The organism is Paraburkholderia tropica, assembly GCF_900109265.1.
In the GTDB taxonomy this organism is placed as follows: domain Bacteria; phylum Pseudomonadota; class Gammaproteobacteria; order Burkholderiales; family Burkholderiaceae; genus Paraburkholderia; species Paraburkholderia tropica.
In genome coordinates this window covers 230,934-249,147 of sequence record NZ_FNZM01000001.1, presented here as the reverse complement: position 1 = coordinate 249,147, position 18,214 = coordinate 230,934, and the positions used below count along the sequence as shown (strand labels likewise).

At 64.3% G+C, this 18,214-nt stretch carries 23 protein-coding genes; 7 read left to right on the top strand and 16 right to left on the bottom strand.

Annotated features, from left to right (window positions below):
- The first annotated feature begins 1,460 nt into the window (after nt 1-1,460).
- Nucleotides 1,461-1,706 (top strand): hypothetical protein, encoded by a 246-nt coding sequence (locus BMY06_RS01085; protein WP_074981152.1) that lies wholly within the window; start codon nt 1,461-1,463, stop codon nt 1,704-1,706.
- A gap of 128 nt (nt 1,707-1,834) precedes the next feature.
- Nucleotides 1,835-3,055, top strand: a complete 1,221-nt coding sequence (locus tag BMY06_RS01080; RefSeq protein WP_074981150.1) for a DNA-binding protein — start codon at nt 1,835-1,837, stop codon at nt 3,053-3,055.
- An 83-nt stretch (nt 3,056-3,138) separates the two neighbouring features.
- Here BMY06_RS01080 and BMY06_RS01075 read toward each other — a convergent pair whose 3' ends face one another.
- From BMY06_RS01075 to BMY06_RS01065, 3 genes are all read right to left on the bottom strand, one after another.
- Nucleotides 3,139-4,176 carry a tyrosine-type recombinase/integrase gene (locus BMY06_RS01075; RefSeq protein WP_065061665.1) on the bottom strand — a complete coding sequence of 346 codons (1,038 nt, stop codon included), beginning with the start codon at nt 4,174-4,176 and terminating at the stop codon, nt 3,139-3,141.
- 117 nt (nt 4,177-4,293) lie between these two features.
- On the bottom strand, nt 4,294-4,698 hold the full coding sequence (locus BMY06_RS01070) for a DUF2471 family protein (RefSeq protein ID WP_080180831.1): 405 nt from the start codon (nt 4,696-4,698) through the stop codon (nt 4,294-4,296).
- Between the two features lie 112 nt (nt 4,699-4,810).
- Nucleotides 4,811-5,476, bottom strand: coding sequence for a helix-turn-helix domain-containing protein (locus tag BMY06_RS01065; RefSeq protein WP_074981148.1), 666 nt, complete (start codon nt 5,474-5,476; stop codon nt 4,811-4,813).
- 123 nt (nt 5,477-5,599) lie between these two features.
- Here BMY06_RS01065 and BMY06_RS01060 point away from each other — a divergent pair, with 123 nt between their 5' ends.
- Together BMY06_RS01060 and tdh are read left to right on the top strand one after the other, a co-directional pair.
- Nucleotides 5,600-6,820 (top strand): glycine C-acetyltransferase, encoded by a 1,221-nt coding sequence (locus tag BMY06_RS01060; protein ID WP_074981146.1) that lies wholly within the window; start codon nt 5,600-5,602, stop codon nt 6,818-6,820.
- Nucleotides 6,817-7,854, top strand: a complete 1,038-nt coding sequence (gene tdh / locus BMY06_RS01055; RefSeq protein ID WP_074981145.1) for an L-threonine 3-dehydrogenase — start codon at nt 6,817-6,819, stop codon at nt 7,852-7,854. The genes BMY06_RS01060 and tdh overlap by 4 nt, the downstream gene beginning before the upstream one ends.
- 10 nt (nt 7,855-7,864) lie before the next feature.
- On the opposite strand, the gene BMY06_RS01050 is transcribed toward tdh, so the two are convergent.
- The gene (locus tag BMY06_RS01050) at nt 7,865-8,542 is read right to left on the bottom strand and encodes a YceI family protein (protein ID WP_074981143.1); all 678 of its coding nucleotides are present in this window, start codon (nt 8,540-8,542) and stop codon (nt 7,865-7,867) included.
- A 248-nt stretch (nt 8,543-8,790) separates the two neighbouring features.
- Here BMY06_RS01050 and BMY06_RS01045 point away from each other — a divergent pair, with 248 nt between their 5' ends.
- The gene (locus BMY06_RS01045; protein ID WP_065061671.1) at nt 8,791-9,396 is read left to right on the top strand and encodes a TetR/AcrR family transcriptional regulator; all 606 of its coding nucleotides are present in this window, start codon (nt 8,791-8,793) and stop codon (nt 9,394-9,396) included.
- An 83-nt stretch (nt 9,397-9,479) separates the two neighbouring features.
- Nucleotides 9,480-9,971, top strand: coding sequence for a nuclear transport factor 2 family protein (locus BMY06_RS01040; RefSeq protein WP_065061672.1), 492 nt, complete (start codon nt 9,480-9,482; stop codon nt 9,969-9,971).
- A gap of 40 nt (nt 9,972-10,011) precedes the next feature.
- Here the strand turns inward: BMY06_RS01040 and BMY06_RS01035 are convergent, their stop codons facing one another.
- Nucleotides 10,012-10,203, bottom strand: coding sequence for a hypothetical protein (locus BMY06_RS01035; protein WP_143064399.1), 192 nt, complete (start codon nt 10,201-10,203; stop codon nt 10,012-10,014).
- Between the two features lie 31 nt (nt 10,204-10,234).
- Between BMY06_RS01035 and BMY06_RS01030 the strand changes: the two genes are divergently transcribed.
- Entirely contained in the window at nt 10,235-10,834 is a 600-nt protein-coding gene (locus tag BMY06_RS01030) for a hypothetical protein (RefSeq protein ID WP_234775122.1), read from the top strand.
- 194 nt (nt 10,835-11,028) lie between these two features.
- Here the strand turns inward: BMY06_RS01030 and BMY06_RS01025 are convergent, their stop codons facing one another.
- The 11 genes from BMY06_RS01025 to BMY06_RS00975 form a co-directional block, all read right to left on the bottom strand.
- Nucleotides 11,029-11,577: a hypothetical protein gene (locus tag BMY06_RS01025; RefSeq protein ID WP_065061674.1), complete on the bottom strand. Its 549-nt coding sequence runs from the start codon at nt 11,575-11,577 to the stop codon at nt 11,029-11,031.
- A gap of 109 nt (nt 11,578-11,686) precedes the next feature.
- Nucleotides 11,687-12,013, bottom strand: coding sequence for a RebB family R body protein (locus BMY06_RS01020; protein WP_065061675.1), 327 nt, complete (start codon nt 12,011-12,013; stop codon nt 11,687-11,689).
- A gap of 56 nt (nt 12,014-12,069) precedes the next feature.
- Entirely contained in the window at nt 12,070-12,396 is a 327-nt protein-coding gene (locus BMY06_RS01015; RefSeq protein ID WP_065061676.1) for a RebB family R body protein, read from the bottom strand.
- A gap of 28 nt (nt 12,397-12,424) precedes the next feature.
- Entirely contained in the window at nt 12,425-12,748 is a 324-nt protein-coding gene (locus BMY06_RS01010) for a RebB family R body protein (RefSeq protein WP_065061677.1), read from the bottom strand.
- A gap of 71 nt (nt 12,749-12,819) precedes the next feature.
- Complete coding sequence (locus tag BMY06_RS01005) at nt 12,820-13,530, bottom strand: hypothetical protein (RefSeq protein ID WP_065061678.1); 711 nt, start codon at nt 13,528-13,530, stop codon at nt 12,820-12,822.
- The gene (locus tag BMY06_RS01000; protein ID WP_065061679.1) at nt 13,523-13,726 is read right to left on the bottom strand and encodes a hypothetical protein; all 204 of its coding nucleotides are present in this window, start codon (nt 13,724-13,726) and stop codon (nt 13,523-13,525) included. Before BMY06_RS01000 ends, BMY06_RS01005 begins: the two co-directional genes overlap by 8 nt.
- Nucleotides 13,727-13,819: 93 nt before the next feature.
- Nucleotides 13,820-14,260, bottom strand: a complete 441-nt coding sequence (locus BMY06_RS00995; protein ID WP_074981140.1) for a lysozyme — start codon at nt 14,258-14,260, stop codon at nt 13,820-13,822.
- A gap of 43 nt (nt 14,261-14,303) precedes the next feature.
- Nucleotides 14,304-14,972, bottom strand: a complete 669-nt coding sequence (locus tag BMY06_RS00990) for a hypothetical protein (protein WP_065061681.1) — start codon at nt 14,970-14,972, stop codon at nt 14,304-14,306.
- The gene (locus BMY06_RS00985) at nt 14,969-16,096 is read right to left on the bottom strand and encodes an extracellular catalytic domain type 2 short-chain-length polyhydroxyalkanoate depolymerase (RefSeq protein WP_167371391.1); all 1,128 of its coding nucleotides are present in this window, start codon (nt 16,094-16,096) and stop codon (nt 14,969-14,971) included. The genes BMY06_RS00990 and BMY06_RS00985 overlap by 4 nt, the downstream gene beginning before the upstream one ends.
- Nucleotides 16,084-16,551 (bottom strand): hypothetical protein, encoded by a 468-nt coding sequence (locus BMY06_RS00980; protein WP_074981136.1) that lies wholly within the window; start codon nt 16,549-16,551, stop codon nt 16,084-16,086. Before BMY06_RS00980 ends, BMY06_RS00985 begins: the two co-directional genes overlap by 13 nt.
- A 223-nt stretch (nt 16,552-16,774) precedes the next feature.
- Nucleotides 16,775-18,190, bottom strand: coding sequence for a patatin-like phospholipase family protein (locus BMY06_RS00975; RefSeq protein WP_074981134.1), 1,416 nt, complete (start codon nt 18,188-18,190; stop codon nt 16,775-16,777).
- Nucleotides 18,191-18,214: the final 24 nt, after the last annotated feature.

The window sequence follows — 18,214 nt, the reverse complement described above, 5'->3', positions numbered from 1 at the left end:
GACTCTCACCATTGCCGGTGAAGACGTCGTTCACGGGACGGCTCACCGCGACAGGCTCCCGAAGACGCTCACCTTTACGTCGAAACCCGATCCGCCGCATGCGCGCAGGGCTGCGGCCTGGCACGAAAGCGCGCGAAGAAGCCGCGCAAGAGCGGTGTCGGACGGTTCCCGAAAAAGCTCACCTCAAATTTTCCTGGCGCAAACACAACATTTCGCGCTTTTTCGGGTGAGCGCAAACGACTGAATAAAGGATCCCGCAATGCGGTGTAAATCGCTCGCTTGTGGCGGTCTTTTCCGTGCGGATGCCTCCTGAATCGTCCTCTATCGGTCGATTTCACCAACGATCAGCACGCACGCAGTCGCCGAAGCCCTCGCCTGCGCTGCTTTAGCTCCCGAAAATACTCACCCTTGGATGAACACGGTGCAAGGCCAGGCACCCGTTTCATCACTTCAGTGAGCCAGCCAGCCCGCAAAACGTCTCCCGAATTATCTCACCTTGGCGCTCAGCAGTCCCGCAGGGTTCCAGAATCCCGAACTGCCGGCTCACCGTCTGCGGCACTCCTGAAAAAGCTCACCAATCAACAGCATTCGGGAAAAAACCAATGGATTCGGGGGCTTATCCACAGGAACGCACGCACGCTCCCTCGCCAGACTCCCCCGAAAAAGCTCACCTGATTACGGGAGCAGGGCGTGAATCAGCGCAGAAAAGTGCGCGTCGGATGCTCCTGAAAAAACTCACCTTTCGCATCCCGCGACGCCATCGCGCGGCATTCGATCGCCTGAATTATCAGCCGTCTAGCGGTAGTGAATGCCAACTTGCTCCCGAAAAAGCTCACCTGAAGGCGAAAAAAGGCGCTGAATTGCCTCCCGAAAAGCCTCACGCAGCGGTAAAACGGTGCTCCCGATACAAATGGCTGAGCGGCACAGTCTCCACCTCCTGTAAAACCTCACCTTAACGAGCTGACTACCGTTTGAAGCGCCAGAGGCTGCGTCCGGATCGTCCTCCCAAATCATTATTGCCGTCCCGTAAAGGCTCACCTTCAGGTCATCGCCCACCCGAATTCAGCCCGATTCGGCCAAAATGCCCGTTCAGCTCCCGAAAAGCTTCACCTTTGCCTGCCGTTTTTTCCCGATCTCTCTCACCACAAGGTTTTGGGCGGCCAAATTGGGCGAAAAAATCGCATCAATCGCCGGTCCTGAATCCGCTCACCGTTGCATTTCACGTAACAGCACATCCTGGCCCCGCGAGCACTGACTTCAGGCCGACTGGCCTCCCGAAATCGCTCACCCTTGCCGTAGAGTCAAGAATCGGCCGTTCCCCGAATCCGCTCACGTCCTTTCCCGCAGGTCCTCACCGGCTTCCCCGAACCCCATCACCCGCGTGTCCCGTAGAGCCTCACCAGGTTTCCCGTAAAGTTTCACCTGATCGGGCTAGAAGCCTTGTCTGATAAGGGTTTGCCGTGGCGTTAACGTTTTTAACGGGTATCAAGGGTGTTTACTTTTATAGCTCTCAAGACAAACTTCCTTTCGCGTTCTCGAAAGATATCCCCAATCCCCTCGAAGAAGGCCCTGAGGTCACGATCGACCAGGACCGGAGAGACCTTCGTGAAACACTCGCCAAAATCCTGTCGCTATTGGAAAATCAAACGTTTACAATGGCTTATAAAATAAAGCTCGATTTGTTTCACGAAATCGGCAGCGATTGACACCTGTGGCGCGTTTTCTTCGGGCTTTTTTGCCCAGATTCGGATTGATCTCAGCAGCGCCCAATAAAACGTATCGAATACTACGTAATTTGTTATTATTCGATCCGATACTGCTTGCCGAGACCCTCATGATCCGAGACGAAGAACGCGCGGCCATCCGCGAAGAACTCGAACGCCTGCGTGAAGACGGCGCCCGCCGCCAGGATTTATCGCTTCATGCCTGCAAGCGGCTGTTCTTCGATTTGGGTATTCGACCCTCGATGGCCAATGTTCGCGATCTCACGCAGACCGGCAGCGCCAGCGACATCCCCAAAGATATCGAATTGTTCTGGCAGCGCATCCGTACGGCGTCGAAAGTCCGCGTCGGCGGTGGCGCGATTCCGCCTGCACTGGAAGAACGCGCCGGCGAATTGCTCGGCGCCTTGTTCGAGGAAGCACGCACGCTCGCGCGCCAGACCTTGCAGGCCGAGCGCGACGAAATCGAAGTGGGTCGTCAGGACGCCGATCAGGCGTTGCGCGATGCCGAAGCCCGTCGCCTGGCCGCGGACGAATTACTTCAGCGCAGCGAAACTCGCACCGAAGCCGCGTGGGCCCGCGTGCGCGAGCTCGAAAATCAGCTCGCGGCCTCGTCAGCGCATGGCGCTTCGCATGAGGACAATTTGCAGGCGACGGTGCGTCGCCTCGAAGCGGACAACGACTCGCTGCAAAAACGGCTCGAAGCCGAGCAGACGACCAATGCCGGTTTGCGCGACCGGATCGACGGTCTGCACGAAGAAATGCGCCGCAGCACCGAGCACTACGCGCAGCAGATCAAGGACGCGCTCGCCGAAGCCGAGCGTCGCGTAAAACCGATGCTGGTGGAACTCGATGCGCTGCGTACGATGTCGTCGACATGGCAGTCGGCCCAGCGCGAAGCCAGCAAGAAAGAATTCGAGTTCATCCAGCAACTGGCCACGGCGAAGGCCCGCGCGGACCGGCTCGACGTGGTGTTGCGCGAACGTTCGGACGAAGTGGATGCGCTGACGAGCCAGCTTGCGCAACTGCGCTCGCAGCAAGGTGTCGATGGTTCGGTGGCGCAGGTGTTGTGTGCGCTGGCCACGTCCGGCCGGCTGGGCGAGGAAGAATTGGCGGCGCTCGGCACGCGGGTGGACGGCCATGTCGCCCTCCCCTCTCGTTGCCCGGGTTGCGAAGAGGGCGAGCCGGAGCTGTCCCAGGTCGATGGCCGCTTTGAATTGTCGTGCCCCGAGTGCGATTACACGTCGGGTCTCGGGGCATCACGCCTGGAAGCCGTCGCGCGATTTTCCGCAGGCAAGCGTGATCCCCACGCCAGCCACGATCTCACGCGGTGAGCTTTTACAGGATCCGCCGCGCGAGTCGGGTGTGAGTCTTTACGGGAGCCGCGAAGCCGCGGCCCATTGAAATAGCGGCACTTTCAGGCGTCGCCCGACGCGCTGGCTTTCTGCTCTGGATGCGCCGTTTCATTGTCTGCCGAAGCGATGGCCTGTGCCGTCGCCGCGCGCTCGGCCCACACGCGCCAGGCGCGATGCAGGCGTCCCGACGAAATCGGCTGCATGAAGCCGAGCCATTGCCCTACCTGATCCGGATCGACGCCGCGTTCGAACAGATCCGCCGCAAAACTGTTGCGCAGGGTCTGCGGACTCGCGCGCTCGGCGCGCGTGCTGGCGATGCCGGCCGCTTCCATTTGCGCGTCGATCGCACGCAACACCGTGGCCTTGTGCATCGGCCGCCCATTCGGCGAGCCGGGAAAGACCAGTTTGCCAGGCAGTTGCGCGAGCCGCCGTGCCTCGAGCCACGCGCCCATCACGTCGACCGCGAACGGCGCGAGCCGCGTGCTGTGCGTGAGCGCCGGATTGTCAGCTTCGATCGTGAGCCATTCCGAACCGATCGAGGTTGCGTCGAGCGTGAGCGAAATCGCGTCGCCGGTTTTCAGGCCGCCGCCCAGAAACACGGCGACGAGTGCGCGGTCGCGCCGTTCGCGCCAGCGCTTGGCCGCCGAGTGCTCCGTAAGCGGGGCGAACAACTGGCCGATGACGGCAGCACGTTCCGCCGCGGTCAAAAAACCCGTGGGGTCGTTTTCACGCGCGTTGCGCCAGGCGGCTTCACCGTCCTGGGCGATGAAGCGTGCCGGATTGGCCGATGCCAGTTCGATCTGGCGAACATGATCGAGCACGCGCTCGATGAGCCGAAGGTAGCGCAGACGCTGCGGCTTTTTCACGTCGAGCCCGGCGACGAATTCGGAGATCGTGCCGGTCTCGACCGACAGAATGGTTTGGCGCTTGAGCGTGAGCCATTCGAGAAAGCGCCCCCATTGCACACGATAGATATCGGCGGATGAGCGGCGAAGATCTTGCGAAACTAACCAGGCGTCGAACGCCGCGACAGGATCGTTCTGCCAGTCGGCGCGTCGCTGGTCGAAGAGGTCGCGGGGTTGAGAAGTCATCGCTGTCATTCCGTTAGTTGCATTACTGCTGCGATTGTAGCGAAGTTGAGAAAAGGTGTGCCGAAGACGGTGCGTGCGCGGTAACGTGCGGCGGCATTGGGAGCCGACGCGATCCGAAAACCGCGATCAGCCGCCCCAGGCGCGCGTGCGCCGGACCGCTTCGCGGCGACGGTTTTCGCGCTGAGTTTGCTCGGCCGTTTGCGCGGCCTGTTCGTAAGCGGACACGGCGAAGGCGAACACCGCCGGAAGTGCATTGGAATGACCGAAGTCGACAGTGTCGTCGGTTTCGGGATAGGCGAGGTCGCCGGGACGCTGGAACAGCCCGAGCATGATCGCGTCGTGACGGCTGGCGAAACCGAGGTCCGCGAGCGCCTCCGCCTCGATCGCGTGCAGCAGGCGCCAGGTAAGCGGCACCTGCTGGCCGATGTAGCGTTGCGCGATGTTGCGCACGATGTGCTCCAGGTCGCGCGCGGCCGACTGAAAGCGTAAGGCGGCGAGTGCCTGGTCGTTCGGGGTGGGCGAAAGGTCCATGACGGCTCCGGTCATTCTTTTACTGTATAAATATACAGTACCGAAGCCGATCTTGCAGCCTGTCCGTATGGCCAGGTGCCGGAATCGGGCCGGAACGATCCGGCCCGCCGGCCTAGCCGTGAATCACCACCAGCAGCGCACGCGCCTCGCCTTTCCCCACGTTGTGGATCGCGTGGGGCTGATCGGCGATGTAGCGCGCCGTGTCGGCCGCTTTCAGACGTCGGCGCTCGCCCGCCGATTCCACGTCGATACTGCCCTGCAGCACAGTGAGATGCTCGCGCGTGCCAGGCTCGTGCGCGTTCGACACGAGCGAGCCGCCCGGCTTGAGCGTCAGCTCGTACCACTCGAAATGTCCCGCCAGCTCGATCGGGCCCCAGACACGCAGCTGATAACCCGCGTCGTGACCGAGCAGCGTCGGGATGTCGTGCGGACCGGCCACGCTGATCGCATCCGGCGCCTTGGGCGCGGCGAACAGCGAGTCAAGCTTCACGCCGAGCGCGTTAGTCAGACGCCAGGCCACGGCGATGGTCGGGTTCGCCTTGTCGCGCTCGATTTCCGATAGCATGGATTTCGACACGCCCGCCGCGCGCGAGAGTTCGTCCAGTGTCATCTTGCGCTCCGCGCGCAGCCGCTGGATCTGCTCGCCGACGCGCGGCGGCGCGGCCGGCGAGCTCACGGGAAGCGGCGCATCCACCGCGGACGTCGCTGTTTTGGAGCGGGATTTGCGCGTGCCGGTGCCGCCGGCTTTCGCGCCGGTGTCGGCGCCACTGCTTGCCATACGCTGCCTCATCGATTAGAGTTGTTCGGTATATCGAACTTGAGTTCGAAAAAACGAAAATATTCGCTCAGAGCTGACGGCGACTATAACAGCCGCGGCTCCCCCTGTCTGGAGCACGATGCCATGGCCACACCCTATCTCGACCACCTGCGCGCGACGCTCGACCAGATCCGCGCCGACGGCTTCTACAAAAGCGAGCGCGTGATCGCCACGCCGCAATCGTCGGCGATCGGACTGGCCGACGGCAGCGAGGTGCTGAACTTCTGCGCCAACAATTATCTGGGCCTCGCGAACGACCCGCGTCTGATCGCGGCCGCGAAGGACGGACTCGATCGCGACGGTTTCGGCATGGCGTCGGTGCGCTTCATCTGCGGCACGCAAACGGTGCACAAGCAGCTCGAAAGCGCGCTCGCCGCATTCCTGCAAACCGACGACTGCATTCTCTATTCGAGCTGTTTCGACGCCAACGGCGGCCTGTTCGAAACGCTGCTCGGCGATGAAGACGCGATCATCAGCGACGAACTCAATCACGCGAGCATCATCGACGGCGTGCGGCTGTCGAAGGCGCGCCGCTATCGCTACAAGAACAACGATCTCGCCGATCTCGAAGCGAAGCTGCGCGAGGCGGACGAAGCGGGCGCGCGCTACAAGCTGATCGCGACCGACGGCGTGTTCTCGATGGACGGCATCATCGCGAACCTCAAGGGCATCTGCGATCTCGCCGATCGCTACCAGGCGCTCGTGATGGTCGACGACTCGCACGCCGTGGGCTTCATCGGCGAACACGGCCGCGGCACGCCCGAACATTGTGGTGTCGCGCAACGCGTGGACATCATCACCGGCACGCTGGGCAAGGCGCTCGGCGGCGCATCGGGCGGCTATGTGGCGGCGAAGCAACCCGTGATCGATCTGCTGCGCCAGCGCTCGCGTCCGTATCTGTTTTCGAACACGCTCACGCCGAGCATCGCTGCGGCTTCGCTCGCCGTGCTCGATCTGATCGCGAGCGACGAGGGCGCGCAACTGCGCCGCCGCGTGCAGGAAAACGGCGCGCATTTCCGCCGTGAAATGAGTGCACTCGGCTTCACGCTCGTGCCGGGCGAACATCCGATCATTCCCGTGATGCTCGGCGATGCGCAGGTCGCGTCGAAGATGGCCGACGCGCTATTGCAAGAAGGCGTCTACGTGATCGGCTTTTCGTATCCGGTGGTGCCGAAGGGACGCGCGCGCATTCGCACGCAGATGAGCGCGGCGCATACGCCCGAACAGATTCAGCGCGCCGTCGGCGCATTTGCACGCGTAGGCAAGCAGCTTGGCGTGATTCAGAAGGAAAACGAACCATCATGAAAGCGCTTGCCAAACTCGAACGCGCGCCCGGCCTCACGCTCACACGTGTGAAAAAACCCGAAGTCGGCCACAACGACGTGATGATCAAGATTCGCAAGACGGCGATCTGCGGCACTGACATTCATATCTGGAAGTGGGACGACTGGGCGCAGAAAACCATTCCGGTGCCGATGCACGTGGGTCACGAATACGTCGGCGAAATTGTCGAAATGGGCCAGGAAGTACGTGGCTTTGCGATTGGCGACCGCGTCTCGGGCGAAGGCCACATCACCTGCGGATTCTGTCGCAACTGTCGCGCGGGGCGTCGCCATCTGTGCCGCAACACCACGGGCGTGGGCGTGAACCGCGAGGGCGCGTTCGCCGAATATCTGGTGATTCCGGCCTTCAACGCGTTCAAGATTCCGCCTGAAATTTCCGACGATCTCGCCGCGATCTTCGATCCGTTCGGCAATGCCACGCACACGGCGTTGTCGTTCAATCTGGTCGGCGAGGATGTGCTGATCACGGGCGCGGGGCCGATCGGCATCATGGCCGTGGCGATTGCGAAGCACGTGGGCGCGCGCAATGTCGTGATCACCGACGTCAACGACTACCGGCTCGAACTCGCGCGCAAGATGGGCGCGACGCGCGCGGTGAACGTGTCGCGCGAATCGCTGCGCGACGTGATGGCCGACCTGCACATGACCGAGGGCTTCGACGTGGGCCTCGAAATGTCGGGCGTACCGAGCGCCTTCACGGCGCTGCTCGAAGCGATGAACCACGGCGGCAAGGTCGCGCTGCTTGGCATTCCGCCCGCGCAGACCGCGATCGACTGGAATCAGGTCATCTTCAAAGGCCTTGAAATCAAGGGTATTTATGGCCGCGAGATGTTCGAGACCTGGTACAAGATGGTCGCGATGCTGCAGAGCGGTCTGGATCTGTCGCCGATCATCACGCACCGCTTCAGCGTGGACGACTACGAGAAAGGCTTCGCCGCCATGCTCTCGGGCGAAAGCGGCAAAGTGATTCTCGACTGGTCGCAGGCCGCGGCCTGAGCCACTGCGATTATTGCGAGGCGGGTTCGGCGGGGTGCGCGGCTTGCGCCTGCTGTTCGAATTCCGCCTCGATACGCACGTCGACGTCGTCGCCCACTGCCGGATACCACGTCGACAAACCGAACTTCGCGCGGCTGAACGCGCCGTGTGCGGAGAAGCCGATCGTCGGCTGCTTCGTGAGCGGATTCGGTGCGTAGCCGTTGAACACCACGTCGAGCGTGACCGGTTGCGTCACGCCGCGTATCGTCAGATTCCCCGTGAGTTTGCCCGCAGGCTTGCCGTTCACGTCGGCGCCGCGCACGAAGCGCGTGCTCGCGAAGCGGATCTGCGGATGTTGCGCCGCGTCGAGCATCTGCGAGCCGGTGACCATGCGGTCGAGCACCGGCACGTTGGTGTCGAGACTCGCGGCGTCGATCGAGACATGCACCGCAGCATCGTCGAGCCCGTTCGCGCGCCAGTCGAGCGTCGCGCTCGCGCGGTCGAAGCGCATCACGAAACGCGTGTAGTGCAGATGATCGACGTCGAACACGACGCTCCAGTGATGCGCGTCGAGCGTGTAGGCGCCCGCCGGCACGGCGGTTTCGCTCGCGCTCACGCTGTGCGTCACCACGCGCAGCGGCGTGCAGGCGAGCAGCGCGCATGTGGCGGCCGACGCGGCGGCGAACGCAACAATCGAACGTCGATTCATGATGTCTCCAGTGACTGGCGATTCGCGTGACAGTGCGCGTGCAATGCGCGTTACTTCAATACGCGTTCTTTCACTACGTTTGGCGGCGCGAGAAGCTTCCGTCGGTCCACCATTTTTCCATATTGCGCGGCCGCGTGTGAAAACCTGCTTGACGAGGGAGAATGATCGTTCTACTCTACGCGTCATGGAGAACGGTCGTTCTCCGGAAATCGCGGATATTCCCGCCGTTAGCCAGAAGCAGCCACGCCATGAACACCACCACCGATCACGCCCCCAGCACCGACGTCCGCGAGCGCCTGCTCGAAGCCGCCGAGGCGTTGATCTACGCGGGCGGCATCCACGCCACGGGCGTCGATGCGATCGTGCGTGCGGCGGGCGCTGCGCGCAAGAGTTTCTACACCTATTTCGATTCGAAGGACGCGCTCGTGGCCGCCGCGCTCGAACGCCGCGACGAGCGCTGGATGCGCTGGTTCATCGACGGCACGCTCAAGCGCGGACGCACGCCGCGTACGCGGCTGCTGGCCATGTTCGACGTACTGCGCGAATGGTTCGCGTCGGAAGATTTTCACGGCTGCGCGTTTCTGAACGCTGCGGGTGAGATCGCTTCGCCGGACGATCCGATCCGGCGCGTCTCGCGCGAGCACAAAGCGCGCCTGCTCGCTTTCGTGCGCGAACAGAGCGATGAATGGGCCGCCGCCGCGGGCGCGGACCGTCGCGTGGCGGCGCGGCTCGCGCGTCAATGGCTGATCCTGATCGACGGCGCGATCGGCGTGGCGCTCGTCAGCGGCGAAGCCGACGCGGCGCTCGACGCCCGCGCCGCCGCCCAGGTGATGCTCGACGCGCTCGCGCCGTAAGCCGACGCCGCTTTCCACCGGCTCATCCCACAAGTTTTCGCGGACGCCAACCCGGCGCGCCGCCCGTTCCCAGGAGTCCGAACATGAGTGATCCCGTCCAGAGCACCGCCGAAGTCCGTCCGCCGCTGCCGCCGTTCACGCGCGAAACCGCCATCCAGAAGGTGCGCGGCGCGGAAGACGGCTGGAATTCGCGCGATCCGCAGCGCGTTTCGCTGGCCTATACGCCGCAAAGCGTGTGGCGCAATCGCGCGGAATTCGTCACGGGGCGCGAGGCCATCGTCGGTTTTCTCGCGCGCAAGTGGGCGCGCGAGCTCGACTATCGGCTCATCAAGGAACTGTGGGCGTACACCGAGAATCGCATCGCGGTGCGTTTTGCCTACGAATGGCACGACGATTCGGGCAACTGGTTCCGCTCGTACGGCAACGAGAACTGGGAGTTCGACGAGCACGGCCTGATGGCGCGCCGCTTCGCGTGCATCAACGATCTGCCGATCCGCGAGGCCGACCGTCTCTATCACTGGCCGCTCGGCCGCCGTCCCGACGATCATCCGGGCCTGAGCGAACTCGGGCTCTGAGCCGCGCGTTATCCGCTGTTCTTCGCGTTCATCGGCACGTTCATCGGCGCGACTCATCGGGCTGGCATGATGGCTCGCGCCGCCGCGTGTCGTCGGCGAACAGGCGATACGGCAGGTCGGCCGCAAGACGCGATCCGAGCGTGTGCTCGACAGAGCCGATAGGCGTGCGCAGCGCCTTGCGGTACAGTTTGCCGTCGCCATCGAAGAACAAGACAGCGAGCGCGCGGACCATGCGATCCGCCGCGAGCGAGGACGGAGAATCCATGCGGTTTGGGCAAGCGCGCAATGGCATCACAGGGACGAGCGGCATCACAGCAACCGATACGCGCAAGCGCACCAGGCCGCTTCGACGGCAGGTCGCGGCATGGCTGCTGTTCGCATTCGGCGCCGTGTTCGGCACACTTGGCACATTCGGCGCGGCAAGCAGCGCGCGCGCGGCCGACTGGTGCGGCGCGGGGCTCTGGGTCGACGCCATGGTCGGCTCGTATCACATCCATCCCGACAAAGACTTCGAGCAGTTCAATCCGGGTCTCGGCATCGAATGCTGGCCGAGCGATACCTGGGCGCTCACAGCGGGCGGTTTCCGCAACTCGCTGCGTCGGCCGTCGTGGTACGGCGGCGCGGTCTGGGCGCCCGAATTCCTGCATTGGGGCTTCGTGCGGCTCGCGGCGATGGGCGGCATCATCTCCGGCTACAACTACGGCAACTGGGGGCTCGGGCGTAACCACACAGTCGGTCCGGTCGTCGCGCCGATCGTGATGGTCGCGTACAAGCGCGTGGGTGTGAACTTCATCGTCATTCCGCCGATTCCTTCCGACGACCTGCCGTTTACGGTCGGGTTTCAGTTGCGGTTCAAGTTCTAGTGCGCGTGTCGCGATTCGTGAAAGCCGCGATGAAGCCGCGATGCCGGACGGACCGGTGAATCTGCGTCGCGGGTGATCCATCCGGTCGGTGTACGCTCACCGACCGCCGTCCGTTTCGCCGCCATGCAAGACCAAGGTGAGCGTATTCAGGAGCGACAGCGCGGAATATACGGCGTCGCGACGCGACGCGAATACTACTGGGGTTTGAAAGACACGCGCTTGCGCGAGCCGCGCCAGTATTTCGCGCTCATGCAGGCCGTCCAGTAAAGCTCGATCGCGTCGTCGGGGGCGAGCGGCAGATTGCGCAGCAAGTCGAGAATCTGCGCCAGCGTGATTTCGTCGCCGTCGCCGAGTTCAACGAGCCAGCGCAGTTCCGAACTCGCGGCGCTCCAGTAGCAGACGCCGCATTCGCCGAGGCCGCCGTCGCCCTGCAACACGAGGTTGTGCGTCGCGCTTTCTTCGGGCGTGACATTCAGCGGTGGCTTCGGCAGGTCGAGATCGCCGCTTCCGTCGTAGGCGTCGCTCTGTTCGAATGTCCAGTAGATGATCCGCGCCGATTCGATATCGTTGGCGATGCCCGCGCGGGTGACGTGGCCGTAGATATAGGCGTCAGCGACCTGGCCGGACATCGTGCAGCCGAACTCGCCGACGGTCACGATGTCGATCGGCGCGTCGGCGGCTGGCGGAAGCGGGCCCTTGTCGAGGCCGCCATGGCCGCGCACATAAACTCGATGAATCGTCATGATCCGTCTCCAAAGGCGGTAAAAAAGCCCTGCTACGCGCCACGTACGCAGGGCAAAGGACGCGTTCCGCAGCAGGCGTCGGGCGTTGCCGGCCGCGGAACGAGGGAAGTCAGCGATTCTGGAAGCTTTGCAGCACGGTGAGCAGGCTCGTCAGGTTGTCGGCGATGCCGGCCTGCGAGACCTTTTCGGTGGCGGCCGCGCCGGCCATCGTGTTCATGCTGTAGATCTGCATCACGCCTTGATTCGCAGCGGCCTGCGCGAGCGTGTTCTGTTGCTGCTGCGCCGACACCGCGTTCTCGAACAGAATGCCGGTCGAGTGCGCCATGGTCTGGTAAATCGAGCCCATCGCCATGGCGGGCGCTTCGCCGAGCACCTTCACGTTCGATTGCGTAACGGCGTCGGTGATCTGGTTATTCACGGAAGTCGGAAAGGTCATTTGAGTTCTCCTTTGAGACAGCGGCCGCGCGCGCTCTGCACGCGCTCAGCGCGCGATCAGCGGTTCTGGAAGGCCTGCATCGTGGCGAGCAGGCTGGTCAGGTTGTCGGAAACGCCGCCCTGGCTCACCTTTTCGGTGCTGGCGGCGTCGGCCATCGTGTCGACGCTGTAGATCTGCATGACGCCCATGTTCGCGCCGGCTTGCGCGAGCGTGTTTTGCTGCTGCTGCGCCGAGACCGTGTTCTCGTACAGAATGCCGGTCGAGTGCGCGAGGCTCTGGAACAGCGAGCCGAGCGCGAGCGCGGGTGCCTGCGCGAGCACGTTGACGTTCGCCTGCGTGACGGCGTCGGTGATCTGCGAGTTGACGGCGGTGGTGTAGGCCATGGTTCAGCTCCGGTGTCGAGGCAGTCGATCAGCGGCGGAACGATTGCAACACGGTGAGCAGGCTCGTCAGGTTGTCGGCGACGCCGCCCTGGGCGACTTTCTCCGTGCCCGCGGCGCCGGCCATCGTATCCATGCTGTAGATCTGCATGACGCCCATGTTCGAGGCGGCCTGCGTGAGCGTGTTCTGTTGCTGCTGCGCCGAGACCGAGTTCTCGAACAGGATGCCCGTCGAGTGCGCCATCGTCTGGTACAGCGAGCCGATGGCCATCGCCGGCGATTCGCCGAGCACCTTGACGTTCGATTGCGTGACGGCGTCCGTGATCTGGTCGTTGACAGAGGTCGGGAAAGACATGGTGTTGCTCCTTGAGGTTGAAGTGTGGATGCACGGCGCCGACGGGCGGCAGCGTTGCGCGTCGCGCCGTGCTACTGCATGGACGAGCCGCCGGACGGCTCGTGAACACCGCTTGCCTGCTCGGTCTGGGTGTTTTGCGTCGCTGCGCCAGCGTTCGTCGTGCTGCCTGCAGCGGGATTGCCCGCGTGGTTCGGCACGGCGGGAGCGTTCGCGCCGCCGTTGTCGAGACCGCCGTTGTTGCCGGGCGCGGCCTTCGCCGCTTCCTGCGCGTTGATTCGCTGGATCAGGTCCTGCAACTGCGTGACGAGCGGCCCGAATTGCTGGTTGAAGCACTGCTCGACTTCCTGTTTCGCGAGGCCGGCCAGATGCGCGGCGATCTGCGTGAGCGCAAGCTGGTTGCCGGGCTGCAATTGCGCGAGTTCGGGATTGAGCGCCGCGGGCCGCAGATCGGAGAGCGTCTTGCAGTGCTCGAGCAGCGCGAGAATCGCCTGTTCCTCTCTGTCCTGGACTTCGAGCGCCTGAGCGGAGCTGGTCTGGATCGTCTCGAGGAGGGTGCGCATGCCGGACGCCGCCTGCGCCTGTCCCTGACCGATGGCGGCCTGCACCTGACGACGCGCCTGCTCGACGGCGTCGAGCGACTGCGTCGCGGACGGCGTCGCTGCCTGGCCCTGGAAGCCTTGCTGGAGCCGCAGCAAGGTGGCTTCTTCCTGGGCTTCGAGCGAGCGGTTCAGATACTGCTCGGCGATCTGGCGCAGCGCGGGGTTGAGCGCGGCATCAGCCATGACTCGCGTCCTGCGCGTGGCCGCCGACGAACGGCTCGAGCGCGTTGCGCACCGACAGCAGCGCGTGCAGCACGCCGAGGTATTTGTTGTCGTCGTGACCGGCCGAAGCGTTGAGGATCGCTTCGCCCCATTGGGCCAGATGGCTGCCGAGCAGTTTCGTGGCGACGTCGTGGATCTGGTTCAGGTCGTTCTGCATGATGAATTCTCCGGGAGTGAACGTGACGGGACAGACGCGAAACGCGCACGCCTGTCGTGGTCAGGACGCTGCGTGCGCGCCGGTTGTGAACGCTCAGCTTGCGGGTGGCGTCAGAAACAGCGCCTGTTCGGCCTGACGTCGCTTGAGCAGGCCCGTCAGTTCCCGGCCGCCGGCGCGGTCCCAGCGTGGGAACTGGTTGGCGGCGGCCGTGAAGTCGCCGCGGTTCAGGCAGCGCAGCAGCGTCGACTGGCGAAGATTGCCGAGCCCGAGGTTGTAGCTGAAGCTCACGAGCGCCGAAAACTGGTTCACGTTGAGCGGCACGTCTACGAGATTGCCGACGCCGCTCTCGAAGCGCGCGAGGTCGTCGCCGAGCAACTGGTTGGCGTGCGCCTGCGTGATGACGAGCCCCGGCGTGACATCGGCGCCCGTGTGTCCGTATCCGATCGTCAGCACGCCTACCACGTCGGCGTACGCGATCAGGCGCAATCCTTCGTAATGCTTGATGAGTGCGAGACCGGCGGAATTGGCTTTCATGAGGGTTCCTCGCTGAATGTGTCGATGGCGGGATCAGGCTGGATCAAGCGGGATCGGGCGCGGGAGCGTCGACGTTGGCGTCGGCGTCTGCACGAGCGCGACGCTCGTCGGGATCGTCGTCGAGCCATTGCTGAAGACAGGCTTGATAGGCGGGGCCCGCGTCGCTGAACCATTGCATCAGCGCTTCGTTTTGCGTGTCCCATTGCCGGCGCGCCGCCTGCTGGGCTTCGCCGGCGATCAGCGCGGCGTCGGCCTGGCCGCGTGCATCGAGCCATTGCGGCAACAGCGCGAAGCCTTGCTCGCGCCACTGCGCCGCCGCGAGCAGTTGTGCGTCGAGCCATTGCTTGCCGAGTTGATGGGTGGTGTGCGCGACCTGCCGTCCGAATTCGACGAGCCCGGCCGTGTCGTAGCGCTGATGCCAGGCGCGCGGCCCTTCCCACGCGTTGTCCTCGATGCGCTCGCCGACGGCCTCGCGCCAGTCGAGCACGGCCTTGAGCCATGGCTTCCATTGCGCGGCCGACGGCGGCGGGGCCGCGAATGTCGGTGCGGGCGCCCAGCGCAGAAACGCCTGCAGAAACGGCTCGGCAAGGGTGCCTGCGATCGGCCCGAACAGCGTGGCCGCGAGCGGCCCGGACGCGGGAGCCGCAGCCCCGTTCGTGGCGCACGCGCCGGTGGCGTCGGCGCGCCTGCGATGTGAAGTCGAAGGGTTCATCGTTCATCCTTTGCGTTGCGTGCGCTGAGAAGGCGTTGCACCATCGCCTCGATGGCGGACATCTGCGGAGCCGATTTGATAAAGAAGTCCGGGTGCGCGGGATCGTCGCTGGTGTAACCCCAGAAGTCCCAGCAGCCCTTCGGATTGCGCCGGTTGTCGGTGCGGATCTGCGGATAGAGCACGATGATGCGATTGCTGTCTGCGATCTGGTTGTAGCCGGTCGTCGTGAAGAAGCGATCGCCGAGACGGCTGTCCTCCTGCGTGCAGCCGTGAAAGACCACGTGCACGCGGCATGTCTGCGTGAGGCAGTCGGCGGGGATGTAGACGTGGCCCACATCGGCGAGTCCCGTGCGCCCGCCCTGGAAAAACTCGGTCTGATCGAAGTCGAGCAGCTCGCCGTTCAGCTTGGTGGCCGGTCGCGCGAGTTCGCCATATAGCTGGCGCAGGATGTCGTGCGACTGCACGAAGTTGCAGTTGTTGAGGTTGGGCGGCGCGTTGGCCGCGCAGGGCAGATCGTTGCGGTTCGCGGTGATGAGCGCGTGCCCGGCGTTGATGGTGTCGACATAGGCGATCTGCGCATCGGGGACGTCAGCGCTACGGTAGAAGGCGCGCGTCTGCGCGACGACCTTCGGCAGGACGATCTTGTCCGAGGCGCCCGTGAAGATATACAGGCGCTGGCGCTTGAGGTTCGCGACGTCGTCGATCAGGCCGTCGGCGGCGAAGCGCTGGGCGGCCTTGAATGCCGCGGCGCCGGACGGCGCGGCGCCCGGCGGCGTCATGCAGAGCGTGCTTGCGGTGATCAGAAAGCGGTCGCGGCCGCCGTTCGGATTGAGCCCCGCGCAGTAGAACGGGCCGCCCGCGACAATGCCGGCGCCCGCCACGCTCTGGGAATAGGCGACGCTGAATTGCGCCGCCATGAACGCGCCGGACGACAAGCCCGAGACCGTGACCTGACTTGCATCGGCAGCGAGGGCGGGCAACGGCGGCGCGTCCGCGGCTCGCGCGCTGCCGGCGGCCAGCAGGCCGAGTGTGGCGAATGTGGCGAGCGTGAAGCGTGTGAAGCGTGTGAGGCGTGAGAATCGGGCGGCGGCGAGGCGTCGCGACAAGCAAATCAGGGAGTCCACGGGACGTTCTCCTGTTGGGTGGGGGAAAAGCGGTGATCCGGCTTCGGGTCCTGCCGAGTCTTCCGATGCTGCTGCTGCAACTCGTTGATGCCCGACCAGCCGATGAACAGCAAATCCATTTCCGTCGCGCTGAAGGTGTAGGGCAGGCTGGCGAGCACGCCCATCGCGAGACCTTTGGCGAGCGCGACGCCGGGCGAGTCCGAGTCGACTCTCGACTGCGTGAGCGTCGTGCTGAGCGTGGTGACGACGAACAGCAACAGCGCCACGATCAGCAGGAAATGCGCTTTCTGCTCGAACGGCAGCGTTTTGGCCATGTCGAGCAACATGCTGTCCCACAGCTTGTCGACGGATACCGTGACGAGCGCGGACAGCAGATGAATCGGACTGCGGCTCAGCGAAGGCAGTCCGCCCGCGCGGGGCCCTTCTTGACGCGATGCCGGTGCGGGCGGAGACATGTCGGTCGATCCGTGAAAACGGCTAACGGGTTGCGGAAGAAGCTCGCGCGTGAAGCCGCCATGAAGCGCGGTTTTGGAGCGCGATTTTCAAGCGACCCACGCAGGCATCGAATCAAAATAATTCGGATGCCAAAATATAATCGATGGAGCGACGAGGCATCGATCGTGCCCACCCAAACCGCGCGAGCACGATCGATGCGATGGCGCTAACGCACGCGGCTGCTTACAGTCCGCCCCAGACCAGCCCGCCGCGTGGTTGTCCGGCCTGCTGCACGAGCTGCGCGAGATTGCGCGCGATGGTGTCCGCATACGCGTCGATGGCGTCCTGCACGCTGCGGCTTTGCGCGCCGGTCGGAATTTCCGCCGTCAGCGAAATCGGTGCGTCCGGCAATTTGCTCGCGTAGAAGATGCGGTAGTCGCCTTCGGGTTTCATGCTGAAGCGGAACAACGCGCCGTGCTCGGTTTGCGCGGCGGGCGGCATGCTGCAAATGTCGCGCCGCGCGTTCGCGTAGAACGAGTTGTCGGCGGGCACGACGATGGTCTTGTGCGCCGACGGCAGCATCAGGCGCTGGACGGCCCACATCTGCCAGCCGGAGGGCAGGCTGCTCGCTTCGTCGCCGTCGTTCAGACCGATCGCGAGGATGTCGCGCTCGGCGGGCGGTCTGCCGATGATGCTGTCCGCGAAGATGGGCGCTTCGATCGGCATGTTGCTCATGCAGCCGCCATCCGTGTAGAGGAAGTCGCGCAGCGACGGCGACGGCCCGAGCGGTGTCGGCGCGAACAGCAGCGGAAAGGCGCCGCTCGCCTGCGCGGCCGCGAGCAGGCAGACGCCTTCGTGACGCACGAACGCCTTATGGACGGGATTGCGATCGGTCGACCACGTTCCCGGCGGCAACAGCGTCGACACATAGTTCAGCGAGCCGAAGGTCTCGGCGAGCGCCTCGCTGTCGACCTGCGCCGGATAGAGCCGTGTGAGCGTGACGCTCAGATGCTTCCAGCCGGCGTCGATGCCCGCGTCGCGCAGCAGGGTGACGATGCGGTGATGCGTGCCGACGAGATAGCAGCCGAAGCGCCGCAGATCGCGCAGGCCGGTGGCGAGCGCGGCGCGCAGCGCGGCGATGTGCGGGCCGCCCGGGTCGACGTCGTAGTCCCAGAAGCAGCCCATGCCGCGCCCATGCAGCTCGTTCAGGTAATAGCGTTCGCCGTCGAGCGCGAGGTAGCTGTCGCCTTCGTCGTCGAGGTCGATTTGCTCGACGATGCGGCGCATCAGTTGCAGCAGCGCGGTTTCGGCCCAGATCATCAGCACCGAGGGAATCGCCGAGCCGTCGAGCTTGTCGGCCGCGTAGTCGACAACGGTCGACGCGCGGCTCAGGGCGATGCGCTTTTCGCTGCGATTCGCGAACGATTTGGTCGCGAAGGGCAGCGCTTCGCTGATGGTCGGCGAAAGACGTGCGATCGCTTCGGGCGTGCCGCCGAGCGCGAGGATGAAGCCGGTCAGCGCGCCCGCGCTCGCGCCCGCCACGTGGGGCACGGCGCGCAGATCGATCTGGCGGTCGCGATGCAGTTTCTGGAGCGCCTTGGGGTAGACCACGCCTTTGGCGCCGCCGCCGCCGAGCACGAGCGAATGTAGGTCGAGCATGTCGTTCTCCTGTTGATGGAATGG

What these genes read in the sequence shown, in the direction of transcription:
- BMY06_RS01010 (WP_065061677.1), bottom strand. Translation starts at nt 12,748, where the DNA reads ATGTCTTTCCCGACCTCTGTCAACGACCAGATCACGGACGCCGTCACG.
- BMY06_RS00990 (WP_065061681.1), bottom strand. Translation starts at nt 14,972, where the DNA reads ATGAACCCTTCGACTTCACATCGCAGGCGCGCCGACGCCACCGGCGCG.
- BMY06_RS01035 (WP_143064399.1), bottom strand. Translation starts at nt 10,203, where the DNA reads ATGGTCCGCGCGCTCGCTGTCTTGTTCTTCGATGGCGACGGCAAACTG.
- tdh (WP_074981145.1), top strand. Translation starts at nt 6,817, where the DNA reads ATGAAAGCGCTTGCCAAACTCGAACGCGCGCCCGGCCTCACGCTCACA.
- BMY06_RS00995 (WP_074981140.1), bottom strand. Translation starts at nt 14,260, where the DNA reads ATGAAAGCCAATTCCGCCGGTCTCGCACTCATCAAGCATTACGAAGGA.
- BMY06_RS01065 (WP_074981148.1), bottom strand. Translation starts at nt 5,476, where the DNA reads ATGGCAAGCAGTGGCGCCGACACCGGCGCGAAAGCCGGCGGCACCGGC.
- BMY06_RS01040 (WP_065061672.1), top strand. Translation starts at nt 9,480, where the DNA reads ATGAGTGATCCCGTCCAGAGCACCGCCGAAGTCCGTCCGCCGCTGCCG.
- BMY06_RS01050 (WP_074981143.1), bottom strand. Translation starts at nt 8,542, where the DNA reads ATGAATCGACGTTCGATTGTTGCGTTCGCCGCCGCGTCGGCCGCCACA.
- BMY06_RS01000 (WP_065061679.1), bottom strand. Translation starts at nt 13,726, where the DNA reads ATGCAGAACGACCTGAACCAGATCCACGACGTCGCCACGAAACTGCTC.
- BMY06_RS01005 (WP_065061678.1), bottom strand. Translation starts at nt 13,530, where the DNA reads ATGGCTGATGCCGCGCTCAACCCCGCGCTGCGCCAGATCGCCGAGCAG.
- BMY06_RS01045 (WP_065061671.1), top strand. Translation starts at nt 8,791, where the DNA reads ATGAACACCACCACCGATCACGCCCCCAGCACCGACGTCCGCGAGCGC.
- BMY06_RS00980 (WP_074981136.1), bottom strand. Translation starts at nt 16,551, where the DNA reads ATGTCTCCGCCCGCACCGGCATCGCGTCAAGAAGGGCCCCGCGCGGGC.
- BMY06_RS00975 (WP_074981134.1), bottom strand. Translation starts at nt 18,190, where the DNA reads ATGCTCGACCTACATTCGCTCGTGCTCGGCGGCGGCGGCGCCAAAGGC.
- BMY06_RS01060 (WP_074981146.1), top strand. Translation starts at nt 5,600, where the DNA reads ATGGCCACACCCTATCTCGACCACCTGCGCGCGACGCTCGACCAGATC.
- BMY06_RS01075 (WP_065061665.1), bottom strand. Translation starts at nt 4,176, where the DNA reads ATGACAGCGATGACTTCTCAACCCCGCGACCTCTTCGACCAGCGACGC.
- BMY06_RS01080 (WP_074981150.1), top strand. Translation starts at nt 1,835, where the DNA reads ATGATCCGAGACGAAGAACGCGCGGCCATCCGCGAAGAACTCGAACGC.
- BMY06_RS01020 (WP_065061675.1), bottom strand. Translation starts at nt 12,013, where the DNA reads ATGACCTTTCCGACTTCCGTGAATAACCAGATCACCGACGCCGTTACG.
- BMY06_RS01030 (WP_234775122.1), top strand. Translation starts at nt 10,235, where the DNA reads ATGCGGTTTGGGCAAGCGCGCAATGGCATCACAGGGACGAGCGGCATC.
- BMY06_RS01015 (WP_065061676.1), bottom strand. Translation starts at nt 12,396, where the DNA reads ATGGCCTACACCACCGCCGTCAACTCGCAGATCACCGACGCCGTCACG.
- BMY06_RS01025 (WP_065061674.1), bottom strand. Translation starts at nt 11,577, where the DNA reads ATGACGATTCATCGAGTTTATGTGCGCGGCCATGGCGGCCTCGACAAG.
- BMY06_RS01070 (WP_080180831.1), bottom strand. Translation starts at nt 4,698, where the DNA reads ATGGACCTTTCGCCCACCCCGAACGACCAGGCACTCGCCGCCTTACGC.